The following is a 14,039-nucleotide window of genomic DNA, read 5'->3' as shown; positions in this document are numbered from 1 at the left end:
GCTCGCGGCCGCACCCTGCCGGCCGCCGCGTGTTCCGCCGCGCTCGGCGCCGGCCCGCGCCCCGGCCGGGCGGCGCGGGCCCCCCCCCCCCCGGGAGAGGGTGCGCTGTCCGAGCGACGCCCCAGGAGGGGGGAGGCGCCCTCAGTCGCGCGACCCGGGTGTGCGGTCAGTGCTCACGGGGCGCGGGCACCACGCGCTCCACCTCGGGGTGGACGGTGAGCAGCTGACGCATGGCCGCCTCGGCGGCCGCCCCGTCACCGGCGGCCAGGGCGTCGACGATCCTGCTGTGCTGCGCCAGCGACGTCTCGTTCGGCCGGTCACAGCCCGTGACAGGGCCGCCGGAGACCTGGAGGGCGGCCGAGACGATCCCCGACAGGTGCTCCAGCATGCGGTTGCCCGCGACCTGGATGAGCAACGAGTGGAACTCGGCGTCGGCGCGGGAGAAGGTCAGGACATCGCCCTGCCCCATCGCGTGGCTCATGATCTCGACCATGTCGGCGAGCCGCTGCTGGACGTCGTCGCGCCCGTGCCCGGCGGCGAGGCGGGCGGCCAGCGGCTCGATCGTCCAGCGCAGCTCGCTCAGCTCCCGGCGCTGGTCGTCGCGCTGTGGCCCGAAGGCGCGCCACTCGATGATGTCCGGGTCGAGGAGGTTCCAGTCACTGACGGGGCGCACGCGCGTGCCGACGTTCGGCCGGGCGCTGACCAGGCCCTTGGCCTCCAGGACCCGGAGCGACTCACGGACGACGGTGCGGGAGACCTCGAAACGCTGGCCGATCTCCTCGGGCACGAGCGGGCGGTCGGCGCCCAGGTCACCGGAGACGATCATCTGGCCGAGCTGCTGGACGAGTTGGCCGTGCAGCCCGCGTCCGCGGCTGCCCGCGGCGCGCCTGCCGACACGGCCCAGGTCCGAATCCGCGCCCTCCCAGGCGGGGGAAGCGACGCGGTCGGCGACGGGGGCCTCGGCGTAGGGGTAGCGGTCGAGATCGCCCGGGCCGGCGAGACCGGAGTCGGCGGCGCGGGCGGCGGTCATCATGGTGTGCGCAAGGGTACTCACGGATCCTTTGTCGGCGCCGTCCCCAACTCCCTTGAGGTCTTTGGTGAAAAGCACACGAAAGGGTGATCGCTCACCCCGTCGCAATTGACGCCTTATCGGAAAGAAATGGGCTTTCCCCGAGGAGTTGCGTGCATGACGGGGCCGGGAAGAACACGGACGGTCATCATCGGACCCTGCTGCGCAGCGTCGTGAGCAGATAGGCGGCGAGCAGCGCGACCAGCGACAACGCCAGTGCGCCGCCCACGGGTTGGGCGATCACGCGCGCGGTGGCGGCGATATACCGCTCGCCTCCGAACGGCCACTGCGACAGCAGCAGCTCGCGCAGCCGCAGCGGGAATCCGGCCGCGGTACGCACCGACGGCCCTTCCACGGCCTTCTGCACGAGGGGTACGAGGAGGACGGGTACGGCGACCACCGCCGCGAGCCCGGCCGTGGTGGACCGGAAGAGCCCCGCGGCCAGCACGCCGGCCCACGAGCATCCGACGACGAGTCCGATCCAACTCGCGCTCAGCGAAAGCCAGTCGGCGGGAACCTCCGCGAGCTCCCGTCCGTAGACGAGATAGAGCACTTCGATGTTGCAGCCCACGGTGAGGACGGCCAGGGCCAGCGCGGTGGCGGAGGCGATGAGGAGTTTCGCGGCGAGCAGTCCCAGTCGACGGGGGACGGTGCCGCGATCCGCGGCCAGGGCGGGGTGGCGGAACTCGTCGCCGAACGCGATCGCGCCGAGCAGCCCGGCCCCGAGCGCCGCGGGCGGCAGCGGCAGCTCCCGCGGCCACGCGACCATCAGACGCGGGTGCGGAGTGTGCCCGACACGGGCGAGCAGTACGGCGGTGAGGGCGGACACCACGAGCACCGCGGCGGCGGTGAGGAACCCCGTGCCGACTCCGGCGGCGCGACGGAGCTCGTAGCGGAGGGGGCGCAGGGGGCTGGGGGCGGAGCGGACAGAGATGGGGGGCGGGAGTTCGGGAAGGGTCTCGACCGAGGCGGCCGACGAGTGCGAACCGGCGGCCTGCGAGGCAGGGCCATGGCCCTCGGTGGGTGAGTCGGCCGTTCGCGGTTCGCTCACGCGCGCCTGTGGCGTGGTCGGCTGACCGGCGCCCGGCGTCGGCGGCGCCTCTTCGAGCTCCGTGAGATCGTCGACCGCTGCCGACCGCTTGTCCGACGTCGGCGCAGGCACCAGCACTGGCGGCTTCTTGGCCTCACGCCCACGGACACGGGCCGGGATCGCCTCACTGACCGGCATCAGCGGCGCCGCCTCTTCCGCTCGCCGCTCCGTCGAGTGATCCGAGCGATCCGCGCAGTCCGTCGCGGCGTCCGGTCCCATGTCCCCGATCTCGTCGGCGAGTTGATGGACGAGGATGCCGTGGCGGTACGCGGTCTCACCGACGGCCGCGCAGGTACTGCCGTACACGGAGAGGCGGTTGCCGCCCTCGCGCACCACCTCGACGGAGCGCTGTTTGCTGCGCGCCTCTTTGGCGAGGAGGGCGGCGAGACGGGAGGCGTGGGGGGTGCGGACGGCGACGCGGGGGCGCAGCCGGGTACGGGAGAAGTCGGCGACCTTCTGGTCGGCGACGAGCCTGCCCCGCTCCAGGGTGACGACCCGGTCTGCGGTGCGCGCGGCCTCCTTGGGGTCGGCCGTGGTCAGCAGAACCGTGCCGCCCTGGGCCGCATGTGCCTGCAGCATGCCGTACAGCCAACGGCTCTCGCGGGTCGAGAGCCCGCCCGCGGGATCGTCGAGCACGAGGGTGTGCGGGTCGGCCAGCATCGCGCAGGCCAGGCCGAGGCGGCGGTCCATGCCGCGCGAGAGGGTCCCGAGGCGTTCGTCGCGCAGGCTGACGAGGCCGACCACCTCCAGGACTTCGTCGGCGCGCCGCGCCGGGACGCCCGCGGCGGCGCACAGCATGCGCAGATGGCCGCGGACGGTGCGGGCCGGGTGCCCGGGGACATCGCCCAGCAGCACACCCACTTCGCGCGACGGATGCGCGATGCGGTGCAGGGGGCGCCCTCTGAAGTGGGTGACGCCACGGCCCCGTTGGAGTTCGAGCATGAGTCTGAGCGCCGCCGTCTTGCCCGCTCCCGATACCCCGAGCAGCGCGGTGACATGTCCCGCGCGCGCCTCGAAGGAGACGTCGTCGACGGCAGGAGGAAGCCCCTTGCGGGAATCGCTGGTCAGTCCGATGGCCTGGATCACCCTCAGCAAGATAGCGCGTTATGTCCGGTTTTCCGGGCAGCGCAAGGCCCGTCGCCCGCGCGGCAATCGGCCGGACCGGATCTCTGTTCGCCCTTGCTTGCCTCGCGTTCCGGTCGTTTCCCGGCTCGGACAGGCGCCGACCGGCCCGGCGGGCGTCCCGCCCGGGGCTCCGGCGTCAGACTTCGGGGCGCAGCATCGGGGGGTTGAGCAGCGTGGCTCCGCCGGCCCGGAAGAGCTGGGCGGGGCGGCCGCCCTGACGTGTGGTGGTGCCACCGGTGGGCACCAGGAAGCCCGGCGTGCCCGTCACCTTGCGGTGGAAGTTGCGGGGGTCCAGCGCCACGCCCCACACCGCCTCGTAGACACGGCGCAGCTCGCCGACCGTGAACTCGGTGGGGCAGAACGCTGTGGCCAGGGACGAGTACTCGATCTTGGAGCGGGCACGCTCCACTCCGTCGGCCAGGATCTGCGCGTGATCGAAGGCGAGCGGCGCGACCGGCTCTCCGTCCCTGCCGTACCCGCCCTGCTGCAACAGCTCGTCGACCGGCGCCCAGCGGGCGTTGCTGGCGTCGCCGCCCGCGCGGGGAGGGGGCAGGTCGGGGGCCAGCGCGAGGTGGGCGACACTGACCACACGCATCCGGGGGTCCCGCTTGGGATCGCCGTATGTCGCGAGCTGTTCCAGGTGGGCGCCGTTGTCCTGGGCCGGAACGGCGGGGTCGTGGGCGCGCAGCCCGGTCTCCTCGGCCAACTCTCGCGCCGCGGCCTGCGCCAGGTCCTCGTCGGCCCGTACGAATCCGCCGGGCAGTGCCCAGCGCCCCTGGAACGGCGGCTCGCCCCTGCGCACCGCCAGCGCGCACAAGGCATGGCGACGCACGGTCAGCACGACCAGGTCCACGGTGACGGCAAAGGGCGGAAAGGCTGACGGGTCGTAGGGCATGCGGCGATCATAGTCGTCTGCCTGACGATAAACACTCCCTTCGCCGACCCCGTCGACGGCTGATCCAATTCGGCCGGTATACGCTCCACCGTCCCCTCCCGCACGGCGTGCCGCATGACGTCGTACGAGGTCACGCTCGCAGTTGGAGCCCGTCGGCCGCCTCCTCGACCATGGCGAGACCCAGCCTGCTGACACGTATCGAGAAGGGGGCGCCGGCGACGCGCAGGCCCGTCAGGACGATCTCGCCCAGCGGTGCGCTGCGCATGGGACGCAACGTGACCGTGCCTCCGGGGGCGTCCGGACGGATGCCCGCGAGGGAGGTCAGCAGGAGCACCCCCGCCGCGGCCGACGTGGCTGCGGGACGGCAGGCCGCCGGGTGCGGGAGAGGAGCGCTGCCGTCGGTTCGCTGCTCCCCCGCGTACATCTCCGGCAGCCGGTGGCCGAACGCCTCCGCAGCGGCCAGCACCCCCCGCAGCAGCGCACTGGCCTCCTTCTCGTAGTCGGCCGCGGCCAGACCCGCGACGGCGAGCGCCGTCGTATGCACACGCACGGCGCCACCGCGGTGTCCGAACGGGTTGTGTCCCGCCTCCTTCGCACCCAGTCCGCGAAGTCCCCAGCCCGAGTCCATGGCCGGAGCACCGAGCAGCCGGGCGAGTTGTTCGGTCTGCACCTTGTCGAGCAGGCCGGGCGCCCGTTCTCCCCCGCCCAGCAGGCCGGTGTCGAGAAGATGGACGGCTGCGGCGCCCAGTTGCGGCACAAGGCGTCCGTCCGCTGCCCGGGCTGCGGCGGGTCGGCCGCCGCCCACGTCGTCGATCCAGAGCTCCGCGCGGAACGCCGTCCGCAGCACCCCGGCCCACTGCCGCAGCTCGGCGCCGCCCGGTCTGCCACAGGCGTCGAGAAGGTCGGCGCCGAGCAGTGCCGCTCGATGGGCGTGCGCCTGCGTCTCGCAGCGAACGGGGCCGCCGGGGTGTGGGTCACGCAGGTACGTGTCGTGGCCGGCCGTGGTCAACAGCCAGGTCAGACACCGCTCGGCCGCCGGGAGGAGCTCATCGGTCTCGGCCTCGGGCAGCCCCCAGCGCCGGGCCTCCGCGAGCAGCGTGGGGAAGAGGAGCGTGGCCTCCGTACCCGTGCAGCCCGGTGGCAGATACGTGCCCGCGTCCCGCATCGGCCCGGGAATCATGCCGGACTGCGGTCCCTGCCCCTGGAGTTGGGTGCGGGCGAGGGTGCGCAGTGTGCCCGCGGCGAGCCGGGTGCCCAAGGGAAGGGTCATCCGGGCCGCGGCCAGGGCGTCGGCCGGGGCGAGTCCGCAGCGCCACGGCACTCCGGCGGCCAGGTGTGTGTCGGAGGGGTGGGCGGGGTCGCGCAGCAGGAGGGCCTGGAGATCCTCGATGCTGGTTCGCAGCAGGGCCTCCGCCCTGGGGTCGTCGCCGGCCGCCCGCGCAGGCGCCAGCGGGCTGGTCGCCGCCCGGCCCACGGCCCGCACGGGTCCTGCCCTGTCCGGCCGTACCCGTAGTTCGATGCTCGCGCTGCCGCCCGGGGGCAGCGCGAACTCCCAGCGCAGCAGGCCCGCGGAAGCCAACGCGTCGGTGGGCGGCGGGTCGGCCGTCACTGCCGAGTTGCCCTTGGCCGACGACCAGCGCAGGCCGGAATCGTGGACGCTGGCGGGCAGTTCCGGTCCCGGGTTGCCGCATGCGATCGTCCCGAGGTCGGCAAGGTCCGTCCCCAGAGCGACCTCAACCGGGAGCCGCAGCGGTCGGACGGCCGCACTGCGCAGGGTGATCCGCTCGGTCCCGTCCGCGTGCCGGATTCGCTCGACGACGACGTCCGGGTCGGGGCTCCCCTGCGGGGAGACGCGCAGCGTACCCACGAAGCGGACGGAGTCGGCCGTGATCATCCGCGCCTGGACCGCCAGCGGTTCGCGTCCGGCCACCGTGATCTGGCAGCGCGAGAGCACGCGCCGGCCCGCCCGGTAGAACCCTTCCAGCCCTCTGCCGGTCAACTGCCCCTGGTCCGTCGAGATGGCGAGGCCCGGGAGGGCGACGCAGATCATCGCGTTGTGGGTGGGAGGAAGGTGGCTGGTGGGCCAGTTGGAAGGTGGTGGCGAGGTGGGGCCCCTGCTCGCGGGTAATGAGGGCGGGGGGCTCTGGGTCCGGGGCCTGGTCTGAGATCGGGTCTGGGGCTGGCTACGGCTCGGGCTCGGGTTGGCCCGCCTCGATTGCCGTGTCTGGCCTGTCGGCTGAACGGGGAGCTCGGTCCGTCCTTCCCACGGTTCCCACGAAGAGCGGCGACCGTTCTGGTCTGCCGTCGGCCGCCGGACAGGAGGTGGGGTCTGGTCCATGGATCGGGCCATGGGGCGGCCCTGTTCCGCCGAGGTCGGCTGGGACCAGCCGTGGCTGGTTGGCGGGGCACTGCGCACCGCATCGCCCGGAGGCTGGGACGCGCCGTAGTCCGGGCCGCCGCCGGTCAGAGGTGAACCTTCCTCCAACCTGACGGATGCCGCCTGCCCACCGGTCGGCGTGCGGTCGTCGGAGGCCGGGGAGGTTGGAGTCTGCTGTGGCATGGGGCGGCTTCCTCTGCGCTCAGTGGGCCTCGGGCGTATGCGACGCCGGCCAGGAGATCCGGAGTGACAGGGGCGGTGCGGCGGTGTGACCGGTCCAGTCGTTCCGCCACTCAGGTGAACGGGGAGGGGCTCCTCCGGGTCACGCCTGGGCGGGGGTGACACCGCCGGAGGGTCACCGCATTCGCCAAGTTCACCAAGTTCACCAAGTTCACCGAGTTCACCGAGTTCACCGAGTTCACCGGGCAGGCTGAGGTCCTCGGGGCTTCCGGAGTGCAGACCTACGGTTGGCCACGGCAGTTTGCCTCCTCCATCTCGCCCAGGAGTCGGCCCGCGCCTGCTCACGTGTCCCCCTCGGCGCGGATGTCCTTGGAGCGAACGCCGTCCGGACAGGCCCCGCTCCGACGTACGGCCCCCTTCTTCGAGGCGCGCGGAGCCCGCTCTCGCCCAGAGCTCCTCGTGGAGCGGGGGAAGCTGCCGGCCGCACCAGCGGGGTGCCGAGACCGGCGACGAGCACCTGCGGCAGACCTCGCCACCGGGCGCGGCGAGGGTTTCACCGACTCAACTCGAACCGGCTCTTCATCACGCTCCGGGTTGTCGAAGTCCTCGTGCTTGTCGAGGTCCTCTGACGCGTCGCCCCTCTCCGGCTTGTCGAGATCCTCAGGCGCGTCAAGCCTCTCCGGCCCGCCGGTCAGCCCACCCTCCCGCTGCTCACGCCGCGCACGCTCCGAGCGCAGGCAGCGACGGATCGACTCGGGATCGAGCCCCTCGTTGCAGGCCTGGTGCAACAGGCGGGCGAAGAGATAGTCGGAGTCGGCGCCAAGTGCCATGGCAAGGGCTTCCCGGGCCTCCAGGTCGTCACCGGTGGACCAGGCGACCCAGCCGGCGAGGGTGAGAGGCGCGGCGGCATGTTCGCAGTACGGTCCGACACAGCGGCGGGCCAGCGCGCGCCACAGCCGCAGGGCCGGACCGGCCTCGTCGCCCTCCATCCACTCCGCCGCCCGGTCGCGGCTCGCGCGGTCCTGCAAGCCCAGAATGAGCCGCGCGGCTTCGTCGTGTCCGAGCAGTTCGTCGTCGCGGAGATCCTCGGTGAGCGCCCCGGACACGGGCGGGGCCGCGGCGAACCGGCTGATGAGCTGCTCGGCCAGTTGGAGCGTCTCCTCTGCCACACCCACGCGCGTCGCGTCGTCGAGAATCCTGGGGACCAGCGCCGTACCGGCGGCGTCCAGGGCGATCTCCTGATCCAGCGCGGCGGCCGTTTCCCAGGGCAGCAGCCTGGCCCGCAACTCACGCAGCGTGCCGCGCACCTGAACCCCGGCGTATGTGGCCGCGGCGGCCAGCACGGACGTACCCGGCAGCCCCATCGGCCGGCCCTCGGCCGGACAGCACTCCTCCCTGTCGCAGCAGTACGACCAGAAGCGGCCGTCCGAGATGCACAGCGCCTCGATCACCGGCACGTCCAGGCTGCCGCAGGCGAGACGCATCTTCTGGGCCAGCGGTCGCAGCCGCTCCATGATCTGTCGGCCAGTCTCCCCCTCCGCCTTCACCGGTTCCTGGCAGAGGAAGGCGACCATCTGCCCGGGACGGGCTCCCCTGCGCTCGCTGCCCCTCACCAGCCCCTGGGCCAATTGCCTGGCGGCGGAGTCCCAGTCGTCCGCACTCGCGGGAATGCCGAGCCGCGCACGCCCACCGAACCGGCCACGGCCATCCCTGTCGTGCAGGGCGACGAGCACGATGCTGTCCTCCGGGCGGTACCCGAGGAGATACGGCAGCGCGTCGGCCAGCTCGTCCGGGGTGCGCAGAGTGACCTGGTGCTCGGCCAAGCTCCCGTCGTACGCGGTGCAGTCGAGTTGGTCCGTCTGTGGCGAGCGCTCTCGGGGCTCGTCATACGCGCCCGGCGCGCCGTGCATCTCGTGCCCGCTCGGCCCGCCGGGCATCTCGTGCCCGTCGTTCGGGTCGGCCTTCGCAGCGAAGAGGTGCTGTTCGCTGCCCGCGCGGTCGTCGTTCTCGGAGGATCCAGTCGTTTCGCCGTGGTTCGTCATGTGGAGACGATCTCGCGGATCGCGAGGCTCCGGTTTGCCCTGTGGATAAGTCCGATCAGGGGCACGACAACCCGCTGGGTGAGCAGCCGATTCCCCTTCCGCACCGGCCCAGAACAAGCGGCACTGGTGGTCGACGAGCGCCGACCGTCATCGTGCACCGCGCGCGTCACCCGGGGACGTCCGTCGAACACCCCGTGCGGGAAGGCTCAGCCCGCAGCCGCAAGGACCAGCGGAAGGACCTGCTCACCGCCCGCCCGGCGCAGTAGTCGCGCGGCGACCGCAAGTGTCCAGCCGGAGTCGGTGTAGTCGTCGACGAGCAGGACGGGGCCGCGGGAGCGAGCCAGGGCCTCGGCCAGTTCCTCGGGAACGGTGAAGGCGTCGAACAGTCCCCTGAGACGTTGGGCGGAGTTGCTGCGCCGTGCCGCGTGGGCGCCGCTCGGCCTGTCGTACGCCAGCGTGCCCAGGAAGGGGAGGCGTCCGACGGTCGCGATCCCCTCCGCGAGGGAACCGACCAGCTGCGGGCGGGTCATGGACGGTACGGCGACGACGCCCACCGGTCGTGCGGACGCGTCCGGGACATTCGGCGCCCAGCCGCCCGGAGAGCGCGCCCAGTCGGCGAGGACCGCCACCGCTGCCCGCAGCACGTCGTCGGGGACCGGACCGTCGGGCGCGTTCTCGGCCAGCAGCGGGCGTAGCCGGTTGCCCCAGCCGATGTCCGAGAGCCGCCCGAGGGCCCGCCCGGTGGAGCACTGTTCCCTGGCCGCGATACGGCCCTTGAGTTCGATGCCCAGCGCGGGCATCCCGGTCGGCCACATGCGGCGCGGCTCGATCTCCACTCCTGGGCGATCGAGTTCCTTCACCGCGCCCGTCAACGCCTCCGCCGAGACACTGGCCTCGACCCAGGCACCCGCGCAGTTGTCGCAACGGCCGCACGGGGCAGCCCCGTCGTCGTCCAGTTGCCGGCGCAGGAACTCCATCCGGCACTGGGACGTACTCACGTAGTCACGCATGGCCTGCTGCTCGGCCGCCCGCTGCCGGGCGACCCACGCGTACCGCTCGGCGTCGTAGACCCACTCCTCTCCGGTGGAGATCCAGCCGCCCTTCACTCGTTTGACGGCTCCGTCCACGTCCAGCACCTTGAGCATGCTTTCCAGCCGGGTGCGCCGGAGGTCGACCACGGCTTCCAGGGCCGGCACGGACAGCGGCCGCCCCGCGCCGGCGAGGGCCGACAGGGTCGCGCGCACCTGCGGCTCGGGCGGGAAGGCGGCATCCGCGAAATAGCGCCAGATGGCTTCGTCCTCCTTGCCCGGCAACAGCAGCACATCGGCGTGCTCCACACCGCGCCCGGCACGCCCCACCTGCTGGTAGTAGGCGATCGGCGAGGACGGTGAGCCGAGGTGGACCACGAATCCCAGGTCCGGCTTGTCGAAGCCCATGCCCAGCGCCGAGGTCGCCACCAGCGCCTTGACGCGGTTCTCCTGCAGGTCGACCTCGGCCTGCAGGCGGTCGGCGTTCTCGGTGCGCCCTGTGTAGGAGGCCACCCGGAAGCCGCGTTGCCGCAGGTAGGCGGTGGCTTCCTCGGCCGCGGCCACGGTGAGCGTGTAGATGATCCCCGAGCCCGTCAGGTCGTCCAGGTGCTCGGCGAGCCAGGCCAGGCGATGTGCGGCATCCGGCAGCTGGACGACGCCCAGGCGCAGGCTTTCTCGCTCCAGCGGACCGCGCAGCACCAGGGCCTCACCGCCACCGGTGCCCAACTGCTCGGCCACATCCGCGGTGACGCGCGCGTTGGCGGTCGCGGTGGTGGCCAGGACCGGCACTCCGGCGGGCAGCTCGGCGAGCATCGCCCGCAGCCGCCGGTAGTCCGGGCGGAAGTCGTGGCCCCAGTCGGAGATGCAGTGCGCCTCGTCGACCACCAGAAGGCCGGTCGTGGCCGCGAGCTTGGGCAGCACCTGCTCACGGAAATCCACGGCGTTGAGACGTTCCGGACTCACGAGGAGTACATCGGTCTCGCCGCGTTCGACCTCCCCGTAGATGACCTCCCACTCCTCCGGGTTGGCCGAGTTGATCGTGTGGGCCCTGATGCCCGCCCGTGCCGCCGCCTCGACCTGGTTCCGCATCAGCGCCAGCAACGGCGAGACGATCACCGTAGGGCCCGAGCCACGCCTCCGGAGCAGAGCGGTGGCCACGAAGTACACCGCCGACTTGCCCCAGCCGGTGCGCTGCACCACCAGGGCACGCCGACGGTCCTCCACCAGAGCCGCCACCGCCTGCCACTGGTCCTCCCGCAGGCGCGCCGAGCCCTCGGGGGCACCGACGAGCTCGGCGAGGATGGCATCGGCTTCAGCGCGCAACTCCAGAACGTCCATGCCCCCATGCAACCCGACAGCACTGACAGTCGGCCACTTCACCCCGCTTTCCGAAGCAGAGCCGCCCCGTCTCGTGCATGCAGCGGGTCGACCGAACCGGCGAGATCACAGCTCGTCCGCCGCCCGCCCGACCGTGCCATCGATGCCGCACGAATCCCGGCCTGCAACCGACGCACCCCGGGTCCCTCAGGCATCAGAGACGCACGACCTGGTTGTGCCCAGTCAACCCATGCGTCGCACGGTGACGCGCTGGGTAGGGATATAACCCACACACCATTGGATATCGGACCGTGGCCCCAATTGCTCGTTGCCGCATTCCGGTTCGGCAGGAAGAATTGAGGTCCGCTCCCCGCGCGGCTCGTCCGTGATCCGGTAGGGCTCTGCTGCGGTGTGCGCTCCCCCGATTCCGACCCCGCCCGCAGTGTGGGCGCGTAGCCGAAGGGAGGACCGTGACCTTCGGATTCGCTCCGTCCTCCGCGGCATCCACGTCGACGTCAGCCGACCTGTCCGCCGCATCCGCCAACCCCCTGGCCCGCATGCTCGAACCCGGGGAGTGGGCTGCTGCGGGAATCCCGCTGCTGCGCAACCCCCGGGAGGTCGTCAGCGGTCTGCACTCACGGCACCGCCCCGGGCCGGACACCGCGATCGTGGCCGTACTCGACCCGGACGAGCGACTGCGGGCGAGCGCCTCGTTCACCCGCCGCTCGACACCGGCCGACGGCTGGATGTTCCGCAACGCCCTGCTCGCCCAGTTGCGCCGCGTCATCCCGCACGACCTGCGCCGACGCACGCCGGTACGCACCGCGGTGCTGCTCTACTGCCGTGAGGGCGACGCCCGTTGGACGGAGGAGGACGGCGCCTGGATGTGGGGCCTGCGTGACGCCTGCACCCTGCACGGGCTGCGCTGCGGCGCGTACATCACGCTGACCCGTGACGGCTGGCAGGTCCTCGGCGAGGGCCGCGGCGGCCGCCGCCCCAGCTCCGACTCGTCACCGGAGCCCTTCGACACGTCCGAGGCACCGCTCCCCCTGCCGCGCACCGGCGGCGCGGCCTCGGAGATCCTGCGGCGCGCGGCAGCTCGCTGAGAACACCGAGAACACCGAGAGAGGTTCCCAGCCGCGAGGCCGCGAGGCCGCGAGGCCGCGACCACGGTCGCGCATGCGAGCTGCGCTCCGACGACCCGCGACCGCCCTTGATCACCACGCCCCAGGCCGACGCGCGTCCCGATGCCCCACGACGACTCATCCGTACGACTCATCGGTCGACGTGGAGTCGAGTCCCGAACCGGCAGGGCCTGCGCACGGCGACTTCCGTACGCACCCCCACACATCCGTGCACGCCGAAGGCCTCGCCGTGCGGACGACACCACACTGGCGTCGTGTCCCCGGTGTCCTGCGGGGTGTTCCCCCCCCCGGACGAGCCGGAAGCGGCTCAGACGCCCGCGCCCAGCACCGAGTTGATCCGCTGCGGGTCACCGCAGACGATCAGCAGGGCGCTCGCCTGGCCGAGGGCCAGAGGCAGGGCGGTGGCGGCAGCGGTGTCGGGACCGCCGTTGACGGCGACCACGACCACGGGGCGCGACGCGGCACGACCGACTGCGGAGGCAGCGGCGTAGAAGACGTCGTCACCCGCGTCGTGCTGCGCCCAGTAGGAGGCTTCGCCGAAGGACAGCTCGTGAGCGGCCCACGGGTGCTGTTCCCCCGTGGTGATCACCAACACGTCGCCAGGAGCGCGGCCCGACTCCAGGAGCAGGTCGACGGCCTCCTCGGCAGCGTCGAGCGCACCCTCGGGCGAGGCCGGGATCAGCTGGATCTGCGGGGTCGCCACAGCCTGGGCGGAGGCGGCGGGGGCAGCCGGGGCCGAGGGCCCGGGCTTGGTCACGGCCACGTCGCGCGGCGTACGTTGCACCGGCGGCGCGGGCCGCGGGGGCCCGGGTCGGCCGGGACGCGACGAAGCCGCGGGGCGGGGGCCGGGTACGGGGCGGGGGGTCGGCGCGGTACGGCCACTGGCCGGCGTGGCGCGGGGACCCTGGGCACTCTCGTGAATCTGAGGCTCCTCGGGAATGAGAGGCATGAGCTGATATTTATCAAACGCTGGTGCGGCTCGCGCGAGCGGGTGGCACACAAGTGCGAGCGGAATCGTCAGAAGTCGAAGCCGAGCTGGCCCTCGATCTCCGGAACGCTTCCTTCCACCCAGGTGCGGACCTTCTTGAGGTGCCGCCACTGGGGCAGCGCATCAAGATACGCCCACGACAACCGGTGGTGCGGGGTGGGTCCCCGTTCCGCCAGTGCGGTCTTGTGCACGGGCGACGGATACCCGGCGTTGTCCGCAAAACCGAAGTCTGCATGGTCGATACCCAGTTCGGCCATCATTTTGTCGCGCTGCACCTTGGCGATCACCGAGGCCGCCGCGACCGCCACGCAGGACTGGTCACCCTTGATCACCGTACGGACCCGCCAGGGAGCCCCGAGGTAGTCATGCTTCCCGTCGAGGATCACCGCGTCGGGGCGGACCGGCAGGGCCTCCAGGGCGCGCACCGCGGCGAGCCGCAACGAGGCCGTCATCCCCAGGCCGTCGATCTCCTCCGGGGAGGCGTGCCCCAGGGCGTACGACGTGACCCACGTCCGCAGTTCCTCGGCGAGCACGGTGCGCCGTTTGACGGTGAGCAGCTTGGAGTCGGTCAGGCCCTCGGGGGGCCGACGCAGTCCGGTGATCGCCGCGCAGACGGTGACGGGCCCGGCCCACGCGCCGCGCCCCACCTCGTCGACACCGGCAATGATCTTCGCTCCGGTCGTGGCTCGAAGGGAGCGCTCGACGGTGTGAGTAGGTGGTTCGTACGGCATGGCGCCCTAAGCGTACGCCGCCGCGAACCTGCTCCGACACCCTGGTTCACCG

The 14,039-nt window shown here is 72.4% G+C and carries 9 protein-coding genes; 1 reads left to right on the top strand and 8 read right to left on the bottom strand.

Annotated features, from left to right (window positions below):
- Positions 1-166: 166 nt before the first annotated feature.
- From ACFWYS_RS34815 to ACFWYS_RS34790, 6 genes are all read right to left on the bottom strand, one after another.
- Positions 167-1,054 (bottom strand): FadR/GntR family transcriptional regulator, encoded by an 888-nt coding sequence (locus tag ACFWYS_RS34815; protein WP_384777545.1) that lies wholly within the window; start codon positions 1,052-1,054, stop codon positions 167-169.
- Between the two features lie 163 nt (positions 1,055-1,217).
- Complete coding sequence (locus ACFWYS_RS34810) at positions 1,218-3,245, bottom strand: ATP-binding cassette domain-containing protein (protein WP_384777542.1); 2,028 nt, start codon at positions 3,243-3,245, stop codon at positions 1,218-1,220.
- Positions 3,246-3,420: 175 nt separating this feature from the next.
- Positions 3,421-4,179: an NUDIX hydrolase gene (locus tag ACFWYS_RS34805; RefSeq protein WP_272123109.1), complete on the bottom strand. Its 759-nt coding sequence runs from the start codon at positions 4,177-4,179 to the stop codon at positions 3,421-3,423.
- Between the two features lie 130 nt (positions 4,180-4,309).
- Positions 4,310-6,229, bottom strand: a complete 1,920-nt coding sequence (locus ACFWYS_RS34800) for a glycogen debranching N-terminal domain-containing protein (RefSeq protein ID WP_384777538.1) — start codon at positions 6,227-6,229, stop codon at positions 4,310-4,312.
- Between the two features lie 848 nt (positions 6,230-7,077).
- Positions 7,078-8,778, bottom strand: a complete 1,701-nt coding sequence (locus ACFWYS_RS34795) for a DUF4192 domain-containing protein (protein ID WP_384777535.1) — start codon at positions 8,776-8,778, stop codon at positions 7,078-7,080.
- A gap of 206 nt (positions 8,779-8,984) precedes the next feature.
- Complete coding sequence (locus ACFWYS_RS34790) at positions 8,985-11,144, bottom strand: RecQ family ATP-dependent DNA helicase (RefSeq protein ID WP_384777533.1); 2,160 nt, start codon at positions 11,142-11,144, stop codon at positions 8,985-8,987.
- A gap of 449 nt (positions 11,145-11,593) precedes the next feature.
- Here ACFWYS_RS34790 and ACFWYS_RS34785 point away from each other — a divergent pair, with 449 nt between their 5' ends.
- The gene (locus tag ACFWYS_RS34785; protein ID WP_384777530.1) at positions 11,594-12,229 is read left to right on the top strand and encodes a hypothetical protein; all 636 of its coding nucleotides are present in this window, start codon (positions 11,594-11,596) and stop codon (positions 12,227-12,229) included.
- Positions 12,230-12,575: 346 nt separating this feature from the next.
- Here ACFWYS_RS34785 and ACFWYS_RS34780 read toward each other — a convergent pair whose 3' ends face one another.
- Both ACFWYS_RS34780 and ACFWYS_RS34775 read right to left on the bottom strand, forming a co-directional pair.
- Complete coding sequence (locus tag ACFWYS_RS34780) at positions 12,576-13,217, bottom strand: hypothetical protein (RefSeq protein WP_384777527.1); 642 nt, start codon at positions 13,215-13,217, stop codon at positions 12,576-12,578.
- Between the two features lie 68 nt (positions 13,218-13,285).
- A complete protein-coding gene (locus ACFWYS_RS34775) occupies positions 13,286-13,987 on the bottom strand; it encodes a ribonuclease HII (RefSeq protein ID WP_384777525.1) in 702 nt (233 codons plus the stop codon).
- Positions 13,988-14,039: the final 52 nt, after the last annotated feature.

The organism is Streptomyces sp. NPDC059010, from assembly GCF_042740355.1.
Lineage (GTDB): Bacteria > Actinomycetota > Actinomycetes > Streptomycetales > Streptomycetaceae > Streptomyces.
This window is presented reverse-complemented; position numbering and strand designations above follow the sequence as displayed.

Excerpts from the sequence above, each read along its gene's own strand:
- ACFWYS_RS34805 (WP_272123109.1), bottom strand. The coding sequence starts at position 4,179 with ATGCCCTACGACCCGTCAGCCTTTCCGCCCTTTGCCGTCACCGTGGAC.
- ACFWYS_RS34800 (WP_384777538.1), bottom strand. The coding sequence starts at position 6,229 with ATGATCTGCGTCGCCCTCCCGGGCCTCGCCATCTCGACGGACCAGGGG.
- ACFWYS_RS34795 (WP_384777535.1), bottom strand. The coding sequence starts at position 8,778 with ATGACGAACCACGGCGAAACGACTGGATCCTCCGAGAACGACGACCGC.
- ACFWYS_RS34790 (WP_384777533.1), bottom strand. The coding sequence starts at position 11,144 with ATGGACGTTCTGGAGTTGCGCGCTGAAGCCGATGCCATCCTCGCCGAG.
- ACFWYS_RS34780 (WP_384777527.1), bottom strand. The coding sequence starts at position 13,217 with ATGCCTCTCATTCCCGAGGAGCCTCAGATTCACGAGAGTGCCCAGGGT.
- ACFWYS_RS34775 (WP_384777525.1), bottom strand. The coding sequence starts at position 13,987 with ATGCCGTACGAACCACCTACTCACACCGTCGAGCGCTCCCTTCGAGCC.